11 protein-coding genes and 6 rRNA genes are annotated in these 25,534 nt (G+C 59.3%); 12 read left to right on the top strand and 5 right to left on the bottom strand.

Annotated features, from left to right (window positions below; genetic code table 11):
* The first annotated feature begins 550 nt into the window (after positions 1-550).
* The 3 genes from ACNAOT_RS00740 (at position 551) to rrf (ACNAOT_RS00750) (ending at position 6,025) form a co-directional block, all read left to right on the top strand.
* Positions 551-2,071, top strand: a 16S ribosomal RNA gene (locus ACNAOT_RS00740).
* Positions 2,072-2,601: 530 nt separating this feature from the next.
* Positions 2,602-5,744 (top strand): 23S ribosomal RNA (locus tag ACNAOT_RS00745).
* A gap of 164 nt (positions 5,745-5,908) precedes the next feature.
* A 5S ribosomal RNA gene (gene rrf / locus ACNAOT_RS00750) occupies positions 5,909-6,025 on the top strand.
* 400 nt (positions 6,026-6,425) lie between these two features.
* Here rrf (ACNAOT_RS00750) and ACNAOT_RS00755 read toward each other — a convergent pair.
* Positions 6,426-7,010 (bottom strand): HhH-GPD-type base excision DNA repair protein, encoded by a 585-nt coding sequence (locus tag ACNAOT_RS00755; protein WP_091464540.1) that lies wholly within the window; start codon positions 7,008-7,010, stop codon positions 6,426-6,428.
* A gap of 512 nt (positions 7,011-7,522) precedes the next feature.
* Here ACNAOT_RS00755 and ACNAOT_RS00760 point away from each other — a divergent pair.
* From ACNAOT_RS00760 to rrf (ACNAOT_RS00770), 3 genes are all read left to right on the top strand, one after another.
* Positions 7,523-9,043: ribosomal RNA gene (locus ACNAOT_RS00760) — 16S ribosomal RNA — on the top strand.
* A 530-nt stretch (positions 9,044-9,573) separates the two neighbouring features.
* A 23S ribosomal RNA gene (locus tag ACNAOT_RS00765) occupies positions 9,574-12,716 on the top strand.
* A gap of 164 nt (positions 12,717-12,880) precedes the next feature.
* Positions 12,881-12,997 (top strand): 5S ribosomal RNA (rrf, locus tag ACNAOT_RS00770).
* The 16S, 23S and 5S rRNA genes sit together here, the layout of an rRNA operon.
* A gap of 98 nt (positions 12,998-13,095) precedes the next feature.
* Here the strand turns inward: rrf (ACNAOT_RS00770) and ACNAOT_RS00775 are convergent.
* The 4 genes from ACNAOT_RS00775 to ACNAOT_RS00790 form a co-directional block, all read right to left on the bottom strand.
* Complete coding sequence (locus ACNAOT_RS00775) at positions 13,096-13,989, bottom strand: glucose 1-dehydrogenase (RefSeq protein WP_420179632.1); 894 nt, start codon at positions 13,987-13,989, stop codon at positions 13,096-13,098.
* 186 nt (positions 13,990-14,175) lie between these two features.
* Entirely contained in the window at positions 14,176-15,009 is an 834-nt protein-coding gene (locus tag ACNAOT_RS00780) for an alpha/beta fold hydrolase (protein ID WP_420179633.1), read from the bottom strand.
* A 60-nt stretch (positions 15,010-15,069) separates the two neighbouring features.
* Positions 15,070-15,924, bottom strand: a complete 855-nt coding sequence (locus ACNAOT_RS00785; protein WP_420179634.1) for an alpha/beta fold hydrolase — start codon at positions 15,922-15,924, stop codon at positions 15,070-15,072.
* Between the two features lie 9 nt (positions 15,925-15,933).
* Positions 15,934-16,830, bottom strand: a complete 897-nt coding sequence (locus ACNAOT_RS00790; protein WP_364307138.1) for an alpha/beta fold hydrolase — start codon at positions 16,828-16,830, stop codon at positions 15,934-15,936.
* A 75-nt stretch (positions 16,831-16,905) separates the two neighbouring features.
* Between ACNAOT_RS00790 and lysS the strand changes: the two genes are divergently transcribed.
* The 6 genes from lysS to ACNAOT_RS00820 all read left to right on the top strand — a co-directional run bounded on the left by lysS (position 16,906) and on the right by ACNAOT_RS00820 (position 25,520).
* Positions 16,906-18,435, top strand: a complete 1,530-nt coding sequence (gene lysS / locus ACNAOT_RS00795; protein WP_178994060.1) for a lysine--tRNA ligase — start codon at positions 16,906-16,908, stop codon at positions 18,433-18,435.
* A 2-nt stretch (positions 18,436-18,437) separates the two neighbouring features.
* The gene (locus ACNAOT_RS00800; RefSeq protein WP_011772935.1) at positions 18,438-18,611 is read left to right on the top strand and encodes a hypothetical protein; all 174 of its coding nucleotides are present in this window, start codon (positions 18,438-18,440) and stop codon (positions 18,609-18,611) included.
* Positions 18,612-18,742: 131 nt separating this feature from the next.
* On the top strand, positions 18,743-19,069 hold the full coding sequence (locus ACNAOT_RS00805; RefSeq protein WP_014920382.1) for a histone-like nucleoid-structuring protein Lsr2: 327 nt from the start codon (positions 18,743-18,745) through the stop codon (positions 19,067-19,069).
* A 362-nt stretch (positions 19,070-19,431) separates the two neighbouring features.
* Entirely contained in the window at positions 19,432-21,924 is a 2,493-nt protein-coding gene (locus ACNAOT_RS00810) for an ATP-dependent Clp protease ATP-binding subunit (protein WP_017196999.1), read from the top strand.
* A gap of 152 nt (positions 21,925-22,076) precedes the next feature.
* Positions 22,077-23,294, top strand: a complete 1,218-nt coding sequence (locus ACNAOT_RS00815) for a glycosyltransferase (RefSeq protein ID WP_420179635.1) — start codon at positions 22,077-22,079, stop codon at positions 23,292-23,294.
* Between the two features lie 129 nt (positions 23,295-23,423).
* Positions 23,424-25,520 (top strand): S9 family peptidase, encoded by a 2,097-nt coding sequence (locus ACNAOT_RS00820; protein ID WP_420179636.1) that lies wholly within the window; start codon positions 23,424-23,426, stop codon positions 25,518-25,520.
* Positions 25,521-25,534 lie beyond the last annotated feature (14 nt).

The raw sequence follows: 25,534 nt of genomic DNA on the forward strand, positions 1-25,534 counted from the left end.
GTGGTGGCTGGGTTGTGTGACGGGCTTCACTGGGATGTGTTGTTGCTGTTTGTGGGTTGTTTTGGGGTGTTGCGGGCGTGTTTTCCTTGTGTTTGCGGGGTTTTTGGGTGGTGTTGGGGTGGATTTGGTGTGGGGGTTGGGCGCGTGTAAAGTTATTCGAGTCGCCGCCGCTGATGCGGAAAGATAGCGACCGACTCCCTTCAAATTACCGGTTCTGGTAGCGCTTTTGTGTGCTTCTGGTTGGTGGGGGAGGCCCGGGTTCTGGTTTGCTTTGTGCGGCTGGTTCGGGTAAGTTTGAAAAGTTGCTCCGGAGCGATCCTGGCCCCTTGTGTGGGGTTTGGTGGTGCCGGGTGTGTCTGTTGTTTGAGAACTCAATAGTGTGCCAAGTTTGTTGATACCGATTGTTTTATCAATTGGTTGAAATTATGGCTGGATCATTGCGCACCCCCGTGTGTGGTGGTCTGGTTTTCAGCTGGTTTCGAATTTTGTGCAGCCGTGTTCGCCGTTATTTCCGGTGGGTGTGGTTGTGTCTGTTTGGTTTTGTTTTACTTCAACGGAGAGTTTGATCCTGGCTCAGGATGAACGCTGGCGGCGTGCTTAACACATGCAAGTCGAACGATGATCCCAGCTTGCTGGGGGATTAGTGGCGAACGGGTGAGTAACACGTGAGTAACCTGCCCTTGACTCTGGGATAAGCCTGGGAAACTGGGTCTAATACCGGATACGACCATCTGGCGCATGTCATGGTGGTGGAAAGCTTTTGTGGTTTTGGATGGACTCGCGGCCTATCAGCTTGTTGGTGGGGTAATGGCCTACCAAGGCGACGACGGGTAGCCGGCCTGAGAGGGTGACCGGCCACACTGGGACTGAGACACGGCCCAGACTCCTACGGGAGGCAGCAGTGGGGAATATTGCACAATGGGCGCAAGCCTGATGCAGCGACGCCGCGTGAGGGATGACGGCCTTCGGGTTGTAAACCTCTTTCAGTAGGGAAGAAGCGTAAGTGACGGTACCTGCAGAAGAAGCGCCGGCTAACTACGTGCCAGCAGCCGCGGTAATACGTAGGGCGCAAGCGTTATCCGGAATTATTGGGCGTAAAGAGCTCGTAGGCGGTTTGTCGCGTCTGCTGTGAAAGACCGGGGCTCAACTCCGGTTCTGCAGTGGGTACGGGCAGACTAGAGTGCAGTAGGGGAGACTGGAATTCCTGGTGTAGCGGTGAAATGCGCAGATATCAGGAGGAACACCGATGGCGAAGGCAGGTCTCTGGGCTGTAACTGACGCTGAGGAGCGAAAGCATGGGGAGCGAACAGGATTAGATACCCTGGTAGTCCATGCCGTAAACGTTGGGCACTAGGTGTGGGGGACATTCCACGTTTTCCGCGCCGTAGCTAACGCATTAAGTGCCCCGCCTGGGGAGTACGGCCGCAAGGCTAAAACTCAAAGGAATTGACGGGGGCCCGCACAAGCGGCGGAGCATGCGGATTAATTCGATGCAACGCGAAGAACCTTACCAAGGCTTGACATGAACCGGAAAGACCTGGAAACAGGTGCCCCGCTTGCGGTCGGTTTACAGGTGGTGCATGGTTGTCGTCAGCTCGTGTCGTGAGATGTTGGGTTAAGTCCCGCAACGAGCGCAACCCTCGTTCTATGTTGCCAGCGCGTTATGGCGGGGACTCATAGGAGACTGCCGGGGTCAACTCGGAGGAAGGTGGGGACGACGTCAAATCATCATGCCCCTTATGTCTTGGGCTTCACGCATGCTACAATGGCCGGTACAAAGGGTTGCGATACTGTGAGGTGGAGCTAATCCCAAAAAGCCGGTCTCAGTTCGGATTGGGGTCTGCAACTCGACCCCATGAAGTCGGAGTCGCTAGTAATCGCAGATCAGCAACGCTGCGGTGAATACGTTCCCGGGCCTTGTACACACCGCCCGTCAAGTCACGAAAGTTGGTAACACCCGAAGCCGGTGGCCTAACCCTTGTGGGGGGAGCCGTCGAAGGTGGGACCGGCGATTGGGACTAAGTCGTAACAAGGTAGCCGTACCGGAAGGTGCGGCTGGATCACCTCCTTTCTAAGGAGCTGCTAACAACTGGTTGCTGTGCCTGCATGGGTGTGGTGGTGGTTGTCAGTGTTGCCCATTGCGCAGGCGTCTGTTCTGCGGTGGGTGCTCATGGGTGGAATATCAACGAATCAAACTTGTTTGGCATGGCCTTCACCGGTTGTGTCCTGGTGCCAGTACGGCAACCCGTGTCCCCTTTTGGGGGGTGTGGTGTTGTGTGGAACGCGTCGGGGCGTGGTGTGTGTGGGGTTGTGTTTGGCGCACTGTTGGGTCCTGAGGCAACAGGACCTTTTTGCAGCAATGCGGAGAGCATCTTCTGGTGTTTCTTTTGTTCCTGCTTCCGGTACTTACCATCGTGTCCCCGTTCGTGGGGTGGTGGTGGTCTGGTTGACGGGGTTGTTGTTTGAGAACTACATAGTGGACGCGAGCATCTAGAACACACACACGCCTTCGTGTGGGTGTGTGTTCTTACAGCAATTTCTTATGAATGAACCTGGCCCTTGTGGTCATGGTTCTCTCGAGTAAGTTTATTGATCTTGTGTGGTCAAGTTTTTAAGGGCACACGGTGGATGCCTTGGCATTAGGAGCCGAAGAAGGACGTAGGAATCTGCGATAAGCCTGGGGGAGTTGATAACCGAGCGTTGATCCCAGGATGTCCGAATGGGGAAACCCCGCACAACGCTGTGAGGTGATTGTGTGACCCGCATCTGAACACATAGGGTGCGTGGGGGGAACGCGGGGAAGTGAAACATCTCAGTACCCGCAGGAAGAGAAAACAATAGTGATTCCGTTAGTAGTGGCGAGCGAACGCGGATCAGGCTAAACCGTTTCCATGTGTGATAGCCGGCGGGCGTTGCATGGGCGGGGTTGTGGGACTTTCCGTTCTGGTTCTGCCGGACCAGTGAGGTGAGGTGCAGGCATAGGTGAACGGTCTTGAAAGGCCGGCCAGAGAGGGTGTGAGCCCCGTAACCGTAATGTTGTGCACGGCCTGGGGAGTATCCCAAGTAGCACGGGGCCCGAGAAATCCCGTGCGAATCTGTCAGGACCACCTGATAAGCCTAAATACTTCCTAATGACCGATAGCGGACCAGTACCGTGAGGGAAAGGTGAAAAGTACCCCGGGAGGGGAGTGAAACAGTACCTGAAACCGTGTGCTTACAATCCGTCGGAGCCAGTCTGATTCTGGTGACGGCGTGCCTTTTGAAGAATGAGCCTGCGAGTTAGTGTTACGTCGCGAGGTTAACCCGTGTGGGGTAGCCGTAGCGAAAGCGAGTCTGAATAGGGCGAGTGTAGTGGCGTGATCTAGACCCGAAGCGGAGTGATCTACCCATGGCCAGGTTGAAGCGACGGTAAGACGTCGTGGAGGACCGAACCCACTTCAGTTGAAAATGGAGGGGATGAGCTGTGGGTAGGGGTGAAAGGCCAATCAAACTCCGTGATAGCTGGTTCTCCCCGAAATGCATTTAGGTGCAGCGTTGCGTGTTTCTTGCCGGAGGTAGAGCTACTGGATGGCCGATGGGCCCTACAAGGTTACTGACGTCAGCCAAACTCCGAATGCCGGTAAGTCAGAGCGCAGCAGTGAGACTGTGGGGGATAAGCTTCATAGTCGAGAGGGAAACAGCCCAGACCACCAACTAAGGCCCCTAAGCGTGTGCTAAGTGGGAAAGGATGTGGAGTTGCGAAGACAACCAGGAGGTTGGCTTAGAAGCAGCCATCCTTGAAAGAGTGCGTAATAGCTCACTGGTCAAGTGATTCCGCGCCGACAATGTAGCGGGGCTCAAGTACACCGCCGAAGTTGTGGATTTCACATAATGCCCTAGCCTTCGTGGTTCAGGGGTGTGGAGTGGTAGGGGAGCGTCGTGTGGGCAGTGAAGTCGCGGTGGAAACCAGCGGTGGAGCCTACACGAGTGAGAATGCAGGCATGAGTAGCGAAAGACGGGTGAGAAACCCGTCCGCCGAATGATCAAGGGTTCCAGGGTCAAGCTAATCTGCCCTGGGTAAGTCGGGACCTAAGGCGAGGCCGACAGGCGTAGTCGATGGACAACGGGTTGATATTCCCGTACCGGCGAAAAACCGCCCATGCCAAGCGGGGGATACTAACCGCCCGGAGCCTGCCCGCTCACCCTTGTGGTGTTGTGGGTTTTGGCCGAGCGCGGGACCTGATCCCGGGAGGTAAGCGTATTAACAGGTGTGACGCAGGAAGGTAGCCGGGCCGGGCGATGGTTGCCCCGGTCTAAGGATGTAGGGTCAGGGATAGGCAAATCCGTTCCTGTGTGTTTCGAGCACGATCCTGAGATCTGATGGGACCCCCGTATGGGGGGATCCGGTGATCCTATGCTGCCAAGAAAAGCATCGACGCGAGGTTTTAGCCGCCCGTACCCCAAACCGACACAGGTGATCAGGTAGAGAATACCAAGGCGATCGAGAGAATTATGGTTAAGGAACTCGGCAAAATGCCCCCGTAACTTCGGGAGAAGGGGGGCCTGCCCCGTGATGGAGACTTGCTCTCCGTGAGCGGGTGTGGGCCGCAGAGACCAGGGGGAAGCGACTGTTTACTAAAAACACAGGTCCGTGCGAAGTCGCAAGACGATGTATACGGACTGACTCCTGCCCGGTGCTGGAAGGTTAAGAGGACCGGTTAGCCACTTGTGGCGAAGCTGAGAATTTAAGCCCCAGTAAACGGCGGTGGTAACTATAACCATCCTAAGGTAGCGAAATTCCTTGTCGGGTAAGTTCCGACCTGCACGAATGGAGTAACGACTTCCCCGCTGTCTCAACCATAAACTCGGCGAAATTGCAGTACGAGTAAAGATGCTCGTTACGCGCAGCAGGACGGAAAGACCCCGAGACCTTTACTATAGTTTGGTATTGGTGTTCGGAGTGGCTTGTGTAGGATAGGTGGGAGACGTTGAAACCCGGACGCCAGTTCGGGTGGAGTCATCGTTGAAATACCACTCTGGTCACTTTGGACATCTAACTTCGGCCCGTGATCCGGGTCAGGGACAGTGCCTGATGGGTAGTTTAACTGGGGCGGTTGCCTCCTAAAAAGTAACGGAGGCGCCCAAAGGTTCCCTCAGCCTGGTTGGCAATCAGGTGTCGAGTGTAAGTGCACAAGGGAGCTTGACTGTGAGAGAGACATCTCAAGCAGGGACGAAAGTCGGGACTAGTGATCCGGCGGTACATTGTGGAATGGCCGTCGCTCAACGGATAAAAGGTACCTCGGGGATAACAGGCTGATCTTGCCCAAGAGTCCATATCGACGGCATGGTTTGGCACCTCGATGTCGGCTCGTCGCATCCTGGGGCTGGAGTAGGTCCCAAGGGTTGGGCTGTTCGCCCATTAAAGCGGTACGCGAGCTGGGTTTAGAACGTCGTGAGACAGTTCGGTCCCTATCCGCTGCGCGCGCAGGAAATTTGAGAAGGGCTGTCCTTAGTACGAGAGGACCGGGACGGACGAACCTCTGGTGTGTCAGTTGTACTGCCAAGTGCATCGCTGATTAGCTACGTTCGGATGGGATAACCGCTGAAAGCATCTAAGCGGGAAGCTCGCTTCAAGATGAGATTTCCATACACATTATGTGTGAGAGGCCCCCAGCCAGACCACTGGGTTGATAGGCCGGATGTGGAAGCGAGGACTAAAGACTCGTGAAGCTGACCGGTACTAATAGGCCAACAACTTACACCACACACAACACACTGCACGCGTCCACTATGTGGTTCCCGAACAACAACCCGCTTGTTCCAGGAACAAAACACAACTAAATAACAACACCACAGTTGTAACCACCACAGATTTCCCACCCCGAAAAAACGCCCACACCAGGCAAACCACGGGGACGGGTAACAAGGTTACGGCGGTCATAGCGTGGGGGAAACGCCCGGTCCCATTCCGAACCCGGAAGCTAAGACCCACAGCGCCGATGGTACTGCACCCGGGAGGGTGTGGGAGAGTAGGACACCGCCGGACAACCATTAGGTAGAGACCCCCCAACCCACAGGTTGGGGGGTCTCCCGCATTTAACCACCACCCCAAAACAAAAGCCTCCACCACCACGGAGGCTTCACCCCTTTAACCACCAAACTCACGCCGACACGTGAATCCATCGGCACCGACCACCCCAGCCGTGCTTGCGGCGGGAAATCTGGAGGAACCTCTAGCCCGCCCAAAAGGCTGGCCGTGGCGAAACACCTTTGATATTGCCCACTTCCTGCCACCTGGTGCTGGCAAAGTCAGACGGTGGCGCGGCAGGGTAGATGGGCCAGGATCGTCGTCGTCGAGCGGGCGGGAATCAACATCGGGGGGACAGTCCTACTGCCCCTGGTCGTCCCGCCGTTTCTTACTGTGCGCTGACTACGTCTTGGTCGAATTAGGCCTTCGCAGCTTTCGCGGCTGCCTTGGCCGCTTGCTTACTGGCACGCACTTTGACCAGGGACTCCGGGTCCACAATGTCGGCGACCGAGAGGTAGGAGCCTGCCTCACCATAATGGCCGGCCGCTTCCCTCCATCCGTCCGCCTGTAGTTCGCACTGTTTGCCTAGCAAGGCCAGGAAGATCTTTGCTTTCTGTTCGCCAAAGCCGGGCAAGGCCTTTAGCCGACGGAGTACTTCAGGGCCATCGGGGTTTCCGCTGGTCCAGATAGCGGACGCATCGCCGTCCCATTCCCGATGTACTGTCTCGGCGAGGGCTTGCACCCTCGCGGCCATGGAACCAGGGAATCTATGGACAGCAGGCCGTTCCTTGAAGACTTCCACGAAGCCCGCGGGATCGTACTCCGCGATCGTGCCGGGTTCGAGGGAACCCAAACGGGTGCGGATCTTCTCCGGACCGGCGAACGCCGACTCCATAGTGACTTGTTGATCCAGCAACATGCCCGTCAACAACGCAAAGGCGTCGTCACTGAGCAGCTGGTCCGCGGCGGCATCTCCTGTGATGTGCAGTTCCATGCGTCCCATCCTCCCACCAGACAATGGCTTCGTCATTGGGCGCCCACCCGACGGTGTTTAGCCCGATACTGCCGGCGCCGCGCCTCACCGTTAGTGAGGGGCGTCCGACGGCGGTTGGTGGGGTTTTGGGGGTGTGTGGGGTGGGGTTGGGGGTGGATTTGCGTTGGGGGTGTGGGGCGTGTATTGTTTTCTGAGTCGCCGGGTGCGAAACGGAAAGCCGGAAGGTGTGTACGGTTCGGTAGGCGGCCAAAAATAACTCTTCTTTTCCAATGGCCCTGTTGGGTGCGCTGCTTTTGTGGTGTGCTGTGGGTGATGTTTTGGGGGGTCTGTTGTTTGAGAACTCAATAGTGTGCCAAGTTTGTTGATACCGATTGTTTTATCAATTGGTTGAAATTATGGCCGGATTGCTGCGCACCCCCGTGTGTGGTGGTCTGGTTTTCAGCTGGTTTCGAATTTTGTGCAGCCGCGTTCTACCGTTATTTCCGGTGGGTGTGGTTGTGTCTGTTTGGTTTTGTTTTACTTCAACGGAGAGTTTGATCCTGGCTCAGGATGAACGCTGGCGGCGTGCTTAACACATGCAAGTCGAACGATGATCCCAGCTTGCTGGGGGATTAGTGGCGAACGGGTGAGTAACACGTGAGTAACCTGCCCTTGACTCTGGGATAAGCCTGGGAAACTGGGTCTAATACCGGATACGACCATCTGGCGCATGTCATGGTGGTGGAAAGCTTTTGTGGTTTTGGATGGACTCGCGGCCTATCAGCTTGTTGGTGGGGTAATGGCCTACCAAGGCGACGACGGGTAGCCGGCCTGAGAGGGTGACCGGCCACACTGGGACTGAGACACGGCCCAGACTCCTACGGGAGGCAGCAGTGGGGAATATTGCACAATGGGCGCAAGCCTGATGCAGCGACGCCGCGTGAGGGATGACGGCCTTCGGGTTGTAAACCTCTTTCAGTAGGGAAGAAGCGTAAGTGACGGTACCTGCAGAAGAAGCGCCGGCTAACTACGTGCCAGCAGCCGCGGTAATACGTAGGGCGCAAGCGTTATCCGGAATTATTGGGCGTAAAGAGCTCGTAGGCGGTTTGTCGCGTCTGCTGTGAAAGACCGGGGCTCAACTCCGGTTCTGCAGTGGGTACGGGCAGACTAGAGTGCAGTAGGGGAGACTGGAATTCCTGGTGTAGCGGTGAAATGCGCAGATATCAGGAGGAACACCGATGGCGAAGGCAGGTCTCTGGGCTGTAACTGACGCTGAGGAGCGAAAGCATGGGGAGCGAACAGGATTAGATACCCTGGTAGTCCATGCCGTAAACGTTGGGCACTAGGTGTGGGGGACATTCCACGTTTTCCGCGCCGTAGCTAACGCATTAAGTGCCCCGCCTGGGGAGTACGGCCGCAAGGCTAAAACTCAAAGGAATTGACGGGGGCCCGCACAAGCGGCGGAGCATGCGGATTAATTCGATGCAACGCGAAGAACCTTACCAAGGCTTGACATGAACCGGAAAGACCTGGAAACAGGTGCCCCGCTTGCGGTCGGTTTACAGGTGGTGCATGGTTGTCGTCAGCTCGTGTCGTGAGATGTTGGGTTAAGTCCCGCAACGAGCGCAACCCTCGTTCTATGTTGCCAGCGCGTTATGGCGGGGACTCATAGGAGACTGCCGGGGTCAACTCGGAGGAAGGTGGGGACGACGTCAAATCATCATGCCCCTTATGTCTTGGGCTTCACGCATGCTACAATGGCCGGTACAAAGGGTTGCGATACTGTGAGGTGGAGCTAATCCCAAAAAGCCGGTCTCAGTTCGGATTGGGGTCTGCAACTCGACCCCATGAAGTCGGAGTCGCTAGTAATCGCAGATCAGCAACGCTGCGGTGAATACGTTCCCGGGCCTTGTACACACCGCCCGTCAAGTCACGAAAGTTGGTAACACCCGAAGCCGGTGGCCTAACCCTTGTGGGGGGAGCCGTCGAAGGTGGGACCGGCGATTGGGACTAAGTCGTAACAAGGTAGCCGTACCGGAAGGTGCGGCTGGATCACCTCCTTTCTAAGGAGCTGCTAACAACTGGTTGCTGTGCCTGCATGGGTGTGGTGGTGGTTGTCAGTGTTGCCCATTGCGCAGGCGTCTGTTCTGCGGTGGGTGCTCATGGGTGGAATATCAACGAATCAAACTTGTTTGGCATGGCCTTCACCGGTTGTGTCCTGGTGCCAGTACGGCAACCCGTGTCCCCTTTTGGGGGGTGTGGTGTTGTGTGGAACGCGTCGGGGCGTGGTGTGTGTGGGGTTGTGTTTGGCGCACTGTTGGGTCCTGAGGCAACAGGACCTTTTTGCAGCAATGCGGAGAGCATCTTCTGGTGTTTCTTTTGTTCCTGCTTCCGGTACTTACCATCGTGTCCCCGTTCGTGGGGTGGTGGTGGTCTGGTTGACGGGGTTGTTGTTTGAGAACTACATAGTGGACGCGAGCATCTAGAACACACACACGCCTTCGTGTGGGTGTGTGTTCTTACAGCAATTTCTTATGAATGAACCTGGCCCTTGTGGTCATGGTTCTCTCGAGTAAGTTTATTGATCTTGTGTGGTCAAGTTTTTAAGGGCACACGGTGGATGCCTTGGCATTAGGAGCCGAAGAAGGACGTAGGAATCTGCGATAAGCCTGGGGGAGTTGATAACCGAGCGTTGATCCCAGGATGTCCGAATGGGGAAACCCCGCACAACGCTGTGAGGTGATTGTGTGACCCGCATCTGAACACATAGGGTGCGTGGGGGGAACGCGGGGAAGTGAAACATCTCAGTACCCGCAGGAAGAGAAAACAATAGTGATTCCGTTAGTAGTGGCGAGCGAACGCGGATCAGGCTAAACCGTTTCCATGTGTGATAGCCGGCGGGCGTTGCATGGGCGGGGTTGTGGGACTTTCCGTTCTGGTTCTGCCGGACCAGTGAGGTGAGGTGCAGGCATAGGTGAACGGTCTTGAAAGGCCGGCCAGAGAGGGTGTGAGCCCCGTAACCGTAATGTTGTGCACGGCCTGGGGAGTATCCCAAGTAGCACGGGGCCCGAGAAATCCCGTGCGAATCTGTCAGGACCACCTGATAAGCCTAAATACTTCCTAATGACCGATAGCGGACCAGTACCGTGAGGGAAAGGTGAAAAGTACCCCGGGAGGGGAGTGAAACAGTACCTGAAACCGTGTGCTTACAATCCGTCGGAGCCAGTCTGATTCTGGTGACGGCGTGCCTTTTGAAGAATGAGCCTGCGAGTTAGTGTTACGTCGCGAGGTTAACCCGTGTGGGGTAGCCGTAGCGAAAGCGAGTCTGAATAGGGCGAGTGTAGTGGCGTGATCTAGACCCGAAGCGGAGTGATCTACCCATGGCCAGGTTGAAGCGACGGTAAGACGTCGTGGAGGACCGAACCCACTTCAGTTGAAAATGGAGGGGATGAGCTGTGGGTAGGGGTGAAAGGCCAATCAAACTCCGTGATAGCTGGTTCTCCCCGAAATGCATTTAGGTGCAGCGTTGCGTGTTTCTTGCCGGAGGTAGAGCTACTGGATGGCCGATGGGCCCTACAAGGTTACTGACGTCAGCCAAACTCCGAATGCCGGTAAGTCAGAGCGCAGCAGTGAGACTGTGGGGGATAAGCTTCATAGTCGAGAGGGAAACAGCCCAGACCACCAACTAAGGCCCCTAAGCGTGTGCTAAGTGGGAAAGGATGTGGAGTTGCGAAGACAACCAGGAGGTTGGCTTAGAAGCAGCCATCCTTGAAAGAGTGCGTAATAGCTCACTGGTCAAGTGATTCCGCGCCGACAATGTAGCGGGGCTCAAGTACACCGCCGAAGTTGTGGATTTCACATAATGCCCTAGCCTTCGTGGTTCAGGGGTGTGGAGTGGTAGGGGAGCGTCGTGTGGGCAGTGAAGTCGCGGTGGAAACCAGCGGTGGAGCCTACACGAGTGAGAATGCAGGCATGAGTAGCGAAAGACGGGTGAGAAACCCGTCCGCCGAATGATCAAGGGTTCCAGGGTCAAGCTAATCTGCCCTGGGTAAGTCGGGACCTAAGGCGAGGCCGACAGGCGTAGTCGATGGACAACGGGTTGATATTCCCGTACCGGCGAAAAACCGCCCATGCCAAGCGGGGGATACTAACCGCCCGGAGCCTGCCCGCTCACCCTTGTGGTGTTGTGGGTTTTGGCCGAGCGCGGGACCTGATCCCGGGAGGTAAGCGTATTAACAGGTGTGACGCAGGAAGGTAGCCGGGCCGGGCGATGGTTGCCCCGGTCTAAGGATGTAGGGTCAGGGATAGGCAAATCCGTTCCTGTGTGTTTCGAGCACGATCCTGAGATCTGATGGGACCCCCGTATGGGGGGATCCGGTGATCCTATGCTGCCAAGAAAAGCATCGACGCGAGGTTTTAGCCGCCCGTACCCCAAACCGACACAGGTGATCAGGTAGAGAATACCAAGGCGATCGAGAGAATTATGGTTAAGGAACTCGGCAAAATGCCCCCGTAACTTCGGGAGAAGGGGGGCCTGCCCCGTGATGGAGACTTGCTCTCCGTGAGCGGGTGTGGGCCGCAGAGACCAGGGGGAAGCGACTGTTTACTAAAAACACAGGTCCGTGCGAAGTCGCAAGACGATGTATACGGACTGACTCCTGCCCGGTGCTGGAAGGTTAAGAGGACCGGTTAGCCACTTGTGGCGAAGCTGAGAATTTAAGCCCCAGTAAACGGCGGTGGTAACTATAACCATCCTAAGGTAGCGAAATTCCTTGTCGGGTAAGTTCCGACCTGCACGAATGGAGTAACGACTTCCCCGCTGTCTCAACCATAAACTCGGCGAAATTGCAGTACGAGTAAAGATGCTCGTTACGCGCAGCAGGACGGAAAGACCCCGAGACCTTTACTATAGTTTGGTATTGGTGTTCGGAGTGGCTTGTGTAGGATAGGTGGGAGACGTTGAAACCCGGACGCCAGTTCGGGTGGAGTCATCGTTGAAATACCACTCTGGTCACTTTGGACATCTAACTTCGGCCCGTGATCCGGGTCAGGGACAGTGCCTGATGGGTAGTTTAACTGGGGCGGTTGCCTCCTAAAAAGTAACGGAGGCGCCCAAAGGTTCCCTCAGCCTGGTTGGCAATCAGGTGTCGAGTGTAAGTGCACAAGGGAGCTTGACTGTGAGAGAGACATCTCAAGCAGGGACGAAAGTCGGGACTAGTGATCCGGCGGTACATTGTGGAATGGCCGTCGCTCAACGGATAAAAGGTACCTCGGGGATAACAGGCTGATCTTGCCCAAGAGTCCATATCGACGGCATGGTTTGGCACCTCGATGTCGGCTCGTCGCATCCTGGGGCTGGAGTAGGTCCCAAGGGTTGGGCTGTTCGCCCATTAAAGCGGTACGCGAGCTGGGTTTAGAACGTCGTGAGACAGTTCGGTCCCTATCCGCTGCGCGCGCAGGAAATTTGAGAAGGGCTGTCCTTAGTACGAGAGGACCGGGACGGACGAACCTCTGGTGTGTCAGTTGTACTGCCAAGTGCATCGCTGATTAGCTACGTTCGGATGGGATAACCGCTGAAAGCATCTAAGCGGGAAGCTCGCTTCAAGATGAGATTTCCATACACATTATGTGTGAGAGGCCCCCAGCCAGACCACTGGGTTGATAGGCCGGATGTGGAAGCGAGGACTAAAGACTCGTGAAGCTGACCGGTACTAATAGGCCAACAACTTACACCACACACAACACACTGCACGCGTCCACTATGTGGTTCCCGAACAACAACCCGCTTGTTCCAGGAACAAAACACAACTAAATAACAACACCACAGTTGTAACCACCACAGATTTCCCACCCCGAAAAAACGCCCACACCAGGCAAACCACGGGGACGGGTAACAAGGTTACGGCGGTCATAGCGTGGGGGAAACGCCCGGTCCCATTCCGAACCCGGAAGCTAAGACCCACAGCGCCGATGGTACTGCACCCGGGAGGGTGTGGGAGAGTAGGACACCGCCGGACAACCATTAGGTAGAGACCCCCCAACCCACAGGGTTGGGGGGTCTCCCGCATTTAACAACAAAACCCACACCGCACGCTGACGGCGGGAACGCAACAAACTACGGAGTGGGGCTGCCACCGTTGACGTTCAGCGTTTCCCCGATCACGTAGCTGGACTCCGGTGAGGCAAGAAACACATACGCGGGAGCCAATTCTGCGGGCTGGCCGACGCGGCCCAGGGGAGTGGATTGCCCGAACTCCGGTAGCGCTTCCTTGGGCTGGCCGCTGCTGACTTGCAGGGGAGTCCAAATGGGGCCGGGTGCCACGGCATTGACCCGGATGCCCTTGGGCGCGAGCTGCTGCGCGAGTCCCTTGGTGAAGTTGTTGATGCTGGCCTTGGTGGTGGCATAGTCCACGAGAGTAGGCGACGGGTTGTACGCCTGAATGGACGTGGTGTTGATGATGGTCGAGCCAGCGGGGAGATGCGGAAGGGCAGCCTTCGTCAGCCAGAACATGGCGTACACGTTGGTCTTCTGCGTGTGGTCGAACTGTTCGTCGGTGATCTCGGCCAGGTCTTCCTGAGCTACCTGTTTGCCGGCGTTGTTAACCAGGATGTCCACTCCGCCGAGGACTGCAATAGCGGTATCCACCACTTCCTGGCATGTGGCGGAGTCCTTGAGGTCTCCGGGCACTTTTACGGCCTTGCGGCCCGCGGCTTCGATGATGCCGGCAATTCTTGCTGCGTCTTCTTCCTCTTCGGGCAGGTATGAAAGGACAACGTCTGCGCCTTCCCGGGCAAAGGCGATGGCCGTGGCCGCGCCGATTCCCGAGTCCGCTCCGGTGACGATCGCCTTGCGGCCTTCCAGCCGTCCTGTCCCCCGATAGCTCTCTTCACCCAGGTCCGCCTTGGGCGTCAGTTCAGCATCGAGGCCCGGCTCGGGCTGGTGTTGTTTGGGCGGTGAAATCTGTTCGTAGGCGGTGACCGGGTTTCGGAACGTGTACTGATCAGTCATGATGGTCCTCCTGTTGCCGAGGTCTGGAACACGAAAGGGTGGTGCCGGGAAACTGAACCGGACACAGCACCCGCCCCTCAAAAGGTAAGGGGGCTTATGATTTACAGCCTAAAGGGGGCGTCAAATATCTGCAAAGACGCCTTCCTGGGCGTCAACACAACTTCGGCTAGTTGTGCTGCCTGGGGCCTAGCCCGAGAAGAACTCGGACAACTCCGAGATGAGCTTGTCCGGCGCCTTGTTGGGACCGTCATGCCCGAACCCGGGGAGGATGGTGTAGCTGGATCCGGACAGGACGTCGTGGATCTGGCCGCACGCGACTCCGAAGTATGCTGGACTCTTTTCGCCCACTACGATCAGGGTCTCCAGGGGCAGTTCAAGGAAAGGCTCGGCAGGCATGTCCGCGGCGATGACTGCCTTAATTTCGCGGACGCCGCAGGTCATCAGTTCGCGCATCTGCTTGCCCAATGGTGTCCCGGCTGCCAGCTTGTTGGCCAAGGTCAGCATGGACAGTGGCATTCGCGCGAAGGCGCCGCCGGTCTCCACTCCCTTGATGAGGACGGCGAGGGCGCGATCATAGTCTCCCGCCGCCGTCGCGCGTTCGTAGTCCGGTGTCCAGTCGGCCTTGACGCTGTGGTTGACCGAGACGGCGGGATCGTAAACCGCGAGGCGCTCGACCGGGAGCGTCCGGGCCGCGTGCAGTGCGACGGCGCCGCCGAAACTGTGCCCGAACACGTCGGTGCTGGACGTGTGCTTCATAACAGCTTCGAGGTCCCGAATGTCGGCTTCGAGCGTGTAATCCTCGGACTGCGGAGAGGAATCACCGCGGCCACGCCGGTTGAAAGTGTGAATGGGGCGGCCAAGGGCCTCGCTGAGTTTCTGGGCGAAACGCGTGTAGTCGGTGGCTGTCACCATGGAGGCAGGAACGACGACGACGCCGGAGCCTGCCGCTGCCAGCTCACCGCCCGTGGTGAGTACTTCGAGGTGTCCGCCGTCGTGGGTCATGATGATGTCGCGCGTCATGACTCGAGCCTAACCGAGCCACCTGAATGCGGGCAGCATGCCGGCGCTTATATGGACAAGTCAGCGCTTAAAGTAGTCCGTGATGTCGGAGACGAGTTCGTTGACCGCTGCCGGGACGGAGCCGTGGAAGCCCTTCGGCGAGACCTCCAACGTGCTGCCAGGGACGGCCCGGTTCAGGCGGGCTGCGGTGACCTTGTAGAACCGGGGACTCTTCTTGCCCACCATGAAGTGCGTGTTGGGAGGTAGGACCGAGAAATCCTGCGGCGTATCGGCGGCGTCGAAGGCTGCCTTGAGTTCACCGACACCCGACGGCATGAGCTCCCGGAAGAGCCTGTTGACCTTAGTCCCCGAGACCACTGCCATGAGTCCGGCCAACACCGGCTCCGGGACCCTGGCGAGGGCGGTTCCGGGATGCATGCCACGCTTCATCCGGGCCATCGCCCGTCCAACATTTCCCTGATTGACGGACTCCGCGAATCCGTCCAGCCAGTCCGTGTCCATGCTGCCGTCAATGTTCACGGCCGCGTCGTACACCGCGAGCTTGTCCGGTTGGTGGTGTGTGCCTGCGAAGGCCTGGGCTGCGTTGAGGGCTACGGCGCCACCCAGACTGTGGCCCATGATGTTGCGGGCACCCGTGGCGTCCATGATGGTGCGGACGTCGGCGATTTCCGTAGCCATGGAGTAGTTGTGGGGTTGCTCGGTTGACTTTCCCCGGCCCCGGCGATCGTACACGTCCACAGCCCAGCCATCGCCCAGGCCCTTTGACAGGGCAACGGAGAAGGGGCGGTAGATCAGTGCGGTGAGGAATGCACCTCCGATGAGCACTACGCGGCGTTCGCCGGGTGCGTCTTCCGTGCCGTAGCTATACAAGGCGAGCTTGCCGCCGTCGTGCGTTCTGATGTCCCGTTCCTTCACCGAAACATCCTAGGTGGCACTGGCGGGTTCTTCCTCCAGATGGTTCCCGGAGAGGAAACGCGCAATGCGCGACGCGAGGCGCTTCCCGGGCCGGAGCGGGCCTTCATGGAACTGCAGAGGCACAACCGCGAAGTCAATGGAGGGCACCGCCCCGGCCAGGATCCGACCGGTCTCCGCGAAGTACGACGGACTCCAGCCACCGCTGAGCATGAGCGTGGGGGTGGAGAGTTTCATGAAGTCGTGAAGGTGGGCGTCGGCATCGAGGACGGCCCGCATTTCCGTGACCGCAGTGGGTAGGAGGGAGCGCATCTCCAGTCCCAGCCGCGTTCGGGCGGAGAGGACGCTAAGCGCACGGAGCGCGCCCATGGGCAGGTAGGAAATCGGCCCCGCGGTTCCCAGCCCCTGCACCAAGTGGGCCCAGGCATGGTCGAGCTGGCCTGCAGTCACTGCCTCCTCAAGTTCGGGCCGCCACCGGCCACTGAGGTTGCCGGAGAGGGACACCGCAGCGTCGTAGGTGACCAAACGGTTGATTCCGCCGCGCCGGGCGGCCTGCAACGCCACGAACCCGCCATAACTGTGTGCCACAACATCAGTGGAGCCGCTCGTTTCCATGACCGCTTGAAGGTCCGCGATCTCTGTGTCGACGGAATAGCCGGGCGGTTGCGGTGCGGATTGTCCGCGACCACGGCGGTTGTAGCTGTGAACAGGGCGCCCCAGCATGACGCTCAACGTCCGGGCGAAAGGCCAATACAAGGAATCGGTCACCAAGGTGCCATGAACAAGCACGACGCCGGCTGGTTCAGCGGGTGCCTTCGAACCCGGGAACGAGGCACCCGACGCCGGCCGGAAGGTATGCACCTCAAGCTGCCCGCCGCCGTCGTTCGTTTCAACCGTCCACGTTTCCACAGCCCGAGTCTATGCGTTTCCCTGATCTTGATGCCCGGAAGTAAAGGCCCGCAATCACCGGTAAACTTAAGGACTGTGACTTCCGCAAACACCCCCGCCCTGAACACCTCCGCAGAGCCCATCGACGCCAGCGAGCAAATGCGCATCCGTATGGAGAAGCGCGCCAAGCTGATCGAGCGTGGCACCGAGGCCTATCCGGTGGGTGTTGAACGGACCCATTCCCTGAGCGAAATCCGCGAAAAGTACGCACACCTGGAAGCCGATGAGACTACCGGCGATACGGTGGGCGTCACCGGCCGTGTCGTGTTCGTCCGCAACACCGGCAAGCTGTGCTTCGCAACCCTCCAGGAGGGCGGCGTGGACGGCAAGGGCGTTCGCCTTCAGGCGATGCTGAGCTTGGCGAATGTCGGCGAGGAAGCGCTGGCCGACTGGAAGGCACTGGTTGACCTTGGCGACCATGTTTTCATCAAGGGCGAGGTCATCTCATCCCGCCGCGGCGAGCTGTCCGTCATGGCTGACTCTTGGTCCATGGCGTCCAAGGCACTCCGTCCGCTGCCGGTCCTGCACGCCGAACTGAACGAGGAAACCCGCGTTCGGCAGCGCTACGTGGACCTCATGGTCCGCGACGAAGCCCGCGAAATGGTTTACAAGCGCGCTGCCATCACCCGCTCGGTCCGCGACACCCTTGACCGCCACGGCTATGTGGAGGTGGAAACCCCCATCCTGCAGCTGGTCCACGGCGGTGCTACAGCCCGCCCGTTCGAGACGCACATGAACGCGTTCGACCAGAAGATGACCTTGCGCATCGCCACAGAGCTGTTCCTCAAGCGCGCCGTTGTTGGTGGCATTGACCGCGTGTACGACATGGGTCGCGTGTTCCGCAACGAAGGCGTGGACTCCACGCACAGCCCCGAATTCACCACGCTTGAGTGCTACGAGGCATGGGCGGACCAGTTCGTCATGGCCGACCGCATGAAGGAAATCATCCTGAATGTGGCCGACGTCGTAGGTACCCGCACGATTCAGACGGAGGCCGGCGAAATAAACCTCGACGGCGAATGGGCTTGGATTTCGGTATACCCGGGTATTTCTGAAGCGGTGGGAATTGAAATTACTCCCGACACCACAGTGGATGAGTTGCTGGCAATTGCTGCCAAGCACGAGGTCAAGGTGGACCCCAAGTGGGACGCCGAAAAGATCGTAGTTGAGCTGTTCGGCGAGATTGTGGAACCCACCTTGCTGAACCCCACATTTGTCTATGACTACCCGCCATCCGCGCAACCGCTGGCCCGCCCGCACCGCGAAGACGGCCGTCTCATTGAGGCCTGGGACCTGATCATCGGGGGAATGGAGCGCGGTACGGCGTTCTCCGAGCTCATTGACCCCGTAATCCAGCGTGAGCGCCTTACAGAGCAGTCCCGCCGCTCTGCTGCCGGCGATGAGGAAGCCATGCAGCTGGACGAAGACTTCCTCCGCGCCCTTGAATACGGCGCCCCGCCCATGGGTGGCATCGGGCTGGGCATTGATCGTCTGGTGATGCTGTTCACTGGTGCCGGTATCCGCGAAACCATCCTTTTCCCATTGCTGAAGCCTGAAGGTCACTGATCATGGAGTACATCGCAGTCCTGGCCCCGTCCATTGTGGTGGGATTGATCTTCTGGTTTGCCATGAAGTCGATCTTCAATGCGGACAAATCAGAACGGCAAGCCGAAGCCAAGGCACAAGCCGAAGCGAATTTGAAAAATTCAGGACCTGCATCCGAGGGCCCCGCAGCTAAATAGCCTTCCAATTGGGTTCCGCTCACCGAAGAGAATCCAATAACGCTTTGACGCGGGTGCTTGCCGTGAACGATAATCATCAAAGGAATCCGGGGAATTTCTGATTATCCAACCCTCCAAATGAGAGGCAACTCATGGCACAGAAAGTAAAAATCATCCTCGTCGATGACCTGGATGAAGGGGCAGCGGACGAAACTGTCCGCTTTGGCCTCGATGGCGTGAGCTACGAGATGGACCTGTCCACTGCCAACGCAGCTTCGCTGCGCAAGGCATTGGAGCCCTACGTTGCTAAGGCAAGGAAGACTTCTTCCGGCCGGGCAACCCGGGGCCGTGCTACAGCCGCACGTAACCAGGATTCCGCGCAAATCCGCCAATGGGCCCGTGACAACGGTTACACGGTCAACAGCCGCGGACGTATTCAGGCTGAAATTCAGGAAGCGTACCAAAAGGCAAATTCCTGATTCACCGATTCAATGCCCCGGCAGTCACTGCCGGGGCATTGGTGTTTAACCGGCCAGTTTGTGGTGGCTGTGCAGTGGGGCTTGGAATATTCTGTGAACCGCCTGTGTGGGGAAGGTCCGATTACAGGCACTAATGCCCTCCGGGAAAGCGGTGGAACAACATGCCGCAAAATGTTCACGGGCGGCCGGCGTTCAGTCCACTCAGCCAAGGCGGGAGGGTGCCACCGAGGGGTAGCAGCGGTCAAGGGCTGGAACCGGATTTATTCCACAGCGGCGTCATGTTTCCCCTGTGGCGAACACGCTCCAAAAGTGTTGCTCCGGCACGTAGCATCAAAGTACGTCGTAGCTAGGAGTGTGGCGAAATGTTTGAGAGATTTACGGACCGTGCCCGTCGCGTGGTCGTCCTTGCCCAAGAAGAGGCACGGATGCTTAACCACAATTACATCGGTACCGAGCACATCCTCTTGGGTCTGATCCACGAGGGTGAAGGCGTTGCTGCCAAGGCGCTCGAGTCCCTGAGCATTTCGCTCGATGGCGTTCGCGAACAGGTGCAGGAGATCATTGGCCAGGGCCAGCAAGCCCCGTCCGGTCACATCCCCTTCACTCCGCGCGCCAAGAAGGTGCTTGAGCTTTCCCTTCGGGAGGCACTGCAGCTCGGCCATAACTACATCGGGACTGAGCACATCCTGCTCGGCCTCATTCGCGAAGGCGAAGGCGTAGCCGCCCAGGTGCTGGTCAAGCTTGGTGCGGACCTTAACCGGGTCCGCCAGCAGGTCATCCAGCTGCTCTCCGGCTACCAGGGCAAGGAGACTGCAGGCAGCGGCTCGGGCCAGGGCCAGCCGGAAGGTACTCCTGCCGGTTCGGTGGTGCTTGACCAGTTCGGACGCAACCTGACCCAGGCTGCCCGCGAAAACAAGCTCGATCCTGTGATCGGCCGCGAGCAGGAGATGGAACGCGTCATGCAGGTCCTCTCCCGCCGTACAAAGAACAACCCGGTCCTGATCGGTGAGCCCGGCGTCGGTAAGACTGCCGTCGTCGAAGGTCTCGCCCAGGCGATCGTCCGCGGCGACGTCCCCGAGACCATCAAAGACAAGCAGCTGTACACGCTTGACCTCGGTTCCCTGGTTGCCGGTTCCCGCTACCGCGGTGACTTCGAAGAGCGCTTGAAGAAGGTCCTCAAGGAGATCCGCACCCGCGGCGACATCATCCTCTTCATCGACGAGATCCACACCCTCGTTGGTGCAGGTGCTGCCGAAGGTGCCATCGATGCTGCGTCCATCCTGAAGCCGATGCTGGCCCGTGGTGAACTCCAGACCATTGGTGCGACCACGCTGGATGAATACCGCAAGCACATTGAGAAGGACGCTGCTCTTGAGCGTCGCTTCCAGCCGATCCAGGTCAAGGAACCTTCTGTCGCTCACGCGATCGAGATCCTCAAGGGCCTGCGTGACCGTTACGAGGCACACCACCGCGTGACGATTACCGACGGCGCCCTCGCCTCAGCTGCGCAGCTGGCCGAACGCTACATCTCGGACCGCTTCCTGCCGGACAAGGCGATCGACCTCATCGATGAAGCCGGCGCCCGCCTGCGCATCCGTCGCATGACCGCTCCGCCGGAGCTCAAGGCCATGGACGAGCGCATCGCCGACGTGAAGATGGAGAAGGAATCCGCCATCGACGCCCAGGACTTTGAGGGTGCCGCCTCGCTGCGCGACAAGGAGCAGAAGCTCATTGCCGAACGGGCAGAGAAGGAACGCACCTGGAAGTCCGGCGGCATGGACGATATCTCCGAGGTTGACGAGGACCTGATCGCTGAAGTTCTCGCGAACTCCACGGGCATCCCGGTCTTCAAGCTCACCGAGGAAGAGTCCTCGCGCCTGCTCAAGATGGAAGACGAACTGCACAAGCGCGTCGTCGGCCAGAACGAAGCCATCAAGGCCCTGTCTCAGGCCATCCGCCGCACCCGTGCAGGCCTGAAGGATCCCAAGCGCCCCGGTGGCTCGTTCATCTTCGCCGGCCCCACCGGCGTGGGCAAGACCGAGCTCGCCAAGGCTCTTGCCGAGTTCCTGTTCGGTGAAGAGGACGCCCTCATCACGCTGGACATGTCCGAGTACTCCGAGAAGCACACGGTTTCGCGTCTCTTCGGTGCACCTCCGGGCTACGTCGGCTACGAAGAAGGCGGCCAGCTGACCGAGAAGGTCCGCCGGCGTCCGTTCTCCGTGGTCCTGTTCGATGAAGTGGAGAAGGCCCACGCGGACCTCTTCAACTCGCTGCTGCAGATCCTGGAAGACGGTCGACTGACCGACTCCCAGGGCCGAGTGGTGGACTTCAAGAACACTGTGATCATCATGACCACCAACCTTGGTACCCGCGATATCTCCAAGAGCGTGGCAACGGGCTTCCAGTCCGGCACGGACACCCAGACCGGCTACAACCGGATGCGTGCCCGGGTCACGGAAGAGCTCAAGCAGCACTTCCGCCCCGAGTTCCTCAACCGTGTTGACGACGTCGTGGTGTTCCCGCAGCTGACGCAGGACGAGATCATCGAGATCGTGGACCTGTTCGTCACCCGCCTGGAGCGCCGCCTCAAGGACAAGGACATGGGCATCGAGCTCACCCCCGCTGCCAAGGTTCTCCTGGCCACGCGTGGTTACGATCCCGCCATGGGTGCCCGGCCGTTGCGCCGCACCATCCAGCGCGAGATCGAGGACCAGCTGTCCGAGAAGATCCTGTTCGGCGAACTCCACTCCGGTGACATCGTTGTGGTGGACGTTGACGGCGAAGGTGACGACGCCAAGTTCACGTTCGAAGGCAACGCCAAGCCGCGTATCCCGGAGATCGCTCCGACCGCGTAAGGCACTACAGCACTAAGCCCCGTCCGCTCCCGCAAGGAGCGGGTGGGGCTTTTGCTTTGTCCGGCGAGGAAGTTCTGTACAGATAAAGCCCTTATGGTGGCTTCTAAAGGGCTTTATTCATACGAAAGACGGCAGCGGGAAGTAGTGGTGGCATGCGGATACTCATGGTGACTCCGGGGACGCGCGGGGACGTCGCGCCCATGGCCGGGCTGGGTAGCAGCCTGCAGAGCTTGGGCTACGAGGTGGCGATTGCGGCCAACCCCGCCTACGCAGCTCTTGTTGTTGAGTCGGGTTGCGAGTTCAAGCCGTTGCCTGGGGATCTGACCGAGTTGATCACGCAGCCAGCGCCCGGTGCCAAGGCTTCCTCCGGAAGCGTGCTCACCTTTTGGCGGAAGCTCACCGACTATATGGACAACGCCGCAACGGGCACCCTGGCAGCGGCCGAGGCCGGCGCCGACGTGATCCTGGCCAATTCGGTGGCGCCCTATGCATACGACATCGCGGAAGCCATGGGCATTCCGGCCCTCGGCGCACATTTGCAGCCCACGGAACCCAGCGCATCGTATCCACCTGTGATCATGAATTCGGCCCGAAGCCTTGGGGCGTGGGGAAACAAGATCATTGGCCAGCGCGCAGCGGCAGGCCCGGCGCCTTACGATGCCCCCAGTGCGCGTCTTCGCAAGGAGCTGGGGTTGGGCAAGCAGAGCCGCGCGGCCGGTGAGCGCCGCCGTCGTAAAGCGAATGCCACTATTCTTCACGGCATCAGTCCCTCGGTCCTGCCAAGGCCTGCTGATTGGCGCCCGGGCCTGGTTATGGCCGGATATTGGTGGCCGGCAATGAAGCCGGACTGGCAACCGCCAAGGGACCTCCTGGACTTCCTTGCCGACGGTACCCCGCCCGTTTTTGTTGGCTTTGGAAGCAGCGCCCACATTGATCCATCATTCATTCTTGAGGCCACCCGCCGGGCTGGAGTGCGGGCTGTTGTGCAGGGCGTCGAGGGCGCGCTGGGCGACGATGCGATCGCCGTCGGTAGCATTCCGCATGAATGGCTGTTCCCGCGGATGGCGGCAGTGGTTCACCATGCCGGAGCGGGAACGACGGCGGCCGGCTTCCGGGCCGGCGTGCCGGCCGTGGGGATTCCGGTGTACACGGATCAGCCGCTCTGGGCTTCACGGATCGCGTCGCTCGGGGCGGGTCCCCGGCCGATTCCCTACAAGATGCTGACTCCGGAGCGCCTTGGTGACGCCATTACGGAAGCTGTCAGCACGCCGTCGTACGCGAAGAGGGCAGCGGAAGTGTCGGCCGCCATCGCGACTGAAGATGGAACCGGGCCAGTGTTCGAAGCCCTGCGAAACCTGCCATCCAAGTAGCAGCAGGGCGCGTTTTGAGCACTCAAAACGCGCTCTGCTGCGACTTACTTGGGTGAATATGTGAAAGTACTGTTTCACTGTGAGTGAACCACTCTGTGATCGGGGGCACAATCCGTGTTGAATCGGTACATGGACTCTGCTGACACCCAGGGCGGGCAGCCCGAAACCCCGTTTCACGACATCGACCATTACCTCGCTATCCCGCGGGTTGGCGGCCTCACGCTCAGCCCGGATGGCAAGCGCCTGGTTACCACTGTGACGACGCTGAACGCCCAGGGAACTGAGTTCGCCACCGCACTCTGGGAACTCGACCCCAGCGGCCGGAAGCACGCCCGCCGCATTACCCGCAGCTCCAAGGGCGAAGCAGGTGCGGTCTTTGCTGCCAACGGCGACCTCTACTTCACCTCGGCGCGCCCTGATCCGGAGAGCCCTGACGCCGACCCCGTCAATGCACTGTGGCTGCTGCCCGCCGACGGGGGAGAGGCGCGTGTGGTGCACTCACGTGCAGGCGGCATCGCTTCAGTGATGGCCGCCAAGGATGCGGACGTCACCTTCGTCAACGCCGAGGTCCTGGTCGGATCCGCCGACGAAGCGAACGACGAGGAACGCCGCAAGGCACGCAAGGACAACAAGGTCTCGGCCATCCTGCACAGCGGCTACCCGGTCCGCTACTGGGACACCGACCTTGGCCCGGCCGAGCCGCGGCTGTTCGCCGTGGAGCAAGGTGCGGAAGAAGAGCCCGGCAAACCCTCCACAGTGGATGCATCAGCGCCGCTCCAACTCCGGAACCTGACGGCCGGCGTCGGGAGTTCGCTGCGCGAAGCCAAAACAGTGGTGAGCCCGGACGGCAAGACCATCTACACCAGCATGACCAAGGCGCTGGCGAAGGCTGACAGTCGTGAGGTGCTCGCCGCCGTCGACGTCGCCACCGGGACCGTCAAGGTGCTGCTCGACCACGAAGGCATGAGCTACTTCCCCGGGCCGGTCAGTCCTGACAATCGGACCCTGGTGGTCCAGAGCGAGAGCGACACGACGCCCACCCAGGCTCCCCACGTGAAATTGCACCTGGTGGACGTCAGCGGCGGCGAGACCACGGATCTTGAGCCACTCGCCCACCAGTGGGACCGTTGGGCGACGCCCCTCGCATGGCTCCCGGACGGCACTGCGGTTCTGGCAGCAGCGGACGACGACGGCGCGGGGCCGCTTTTCCGGATCGACGTCGCGGACGGTGCTGTCACCCGGGTGACGCCGGATGCTGCCGCCTATTCCGACGTCGTGGTTTCTCCGGACGGGACCACGGCGTATGCGCTTCGAAGCTCGTACGAATTCCCTGCAGAAGCCGTTCGGATCAACCTCGCCACCGGCGAAGTGGTCCGGTTGCAGGCGCCGGCGGAGCGACCCCTCTACAGGGGTCGCCTTGAACGCGTGGAAACGACGGCCGAAGATGGCTCGCGCGTACCGGCGTACTTGGCGCTCCCGGAAGGTGCCTCTGCGGGCAATCCGGCACCGCTCCTGCTGTGGATCCACGGAGGACCGCTGAACTCCTGGAATGCCTGGACGTGGCGCTGGAACCCGTGGTTGCTCGTGGCCAAGGGCTACGCCGTTCTCCTGCCTGATCCTGCCCTCTCCACCGGGTACGGGCAGGAATTCATCCAGCGCGGTTGGGGCGAATGGGGAAAGAAGCCCTTCACCGACCTCATGGCCATCACAGACGCAGTGGTTGCCCGGCCGGACATCGACGAATCGCGGACCGCGGCCATGGGTGGATCCTTCGGCGGCTACATGGCCAACTGGGTTGCCGGGCAAACTGACCGCTTCAAGGCGATCGTCACCCACGCAAGCCTCTGGGCACTGGACCAGTTCGGCCCCACCACCGACGCGGCGCAGTACTGGCTCAAGGAAATGACCGTGGAAATGGCAATGGAAAACTCGCCGCACCTGAACGTGGGCAACATCAAGACGCCTATGCTCGTCATCCACGGAGACAAGGACTACCGCGTACCCATCGGCGAAGGACTTCGCCTCTGGTATGAACTCCTGTCCTCATCGCAGCTGCCCGCCGACGACAACGGCCAGAGCCCGCACCGCTTCCTGTACTTCCCGGACGAGAACCACTGGGTCCTGCAGCCGCAGCACGCGAAGGTTTGGTATGGCGTAGTGGAACACTTCCTGGCGAAGCAGGTGCTGGGCGAGGAGGTTGCCTTGCCGGAGGAGCTGGGGGTCTAACGGGGTGGCTGGAG

Origin of the sequence: Paenarthrobacter sp. TA1.8, assembly GCF_048595705.1 — a bacterium.
GTDB lineage: Bacteria > Actinomycetota > Actinomycetes > Actinomycetales > Micrococcaceae > Arthrobacter > Arthrobacter nitroguajacolicus.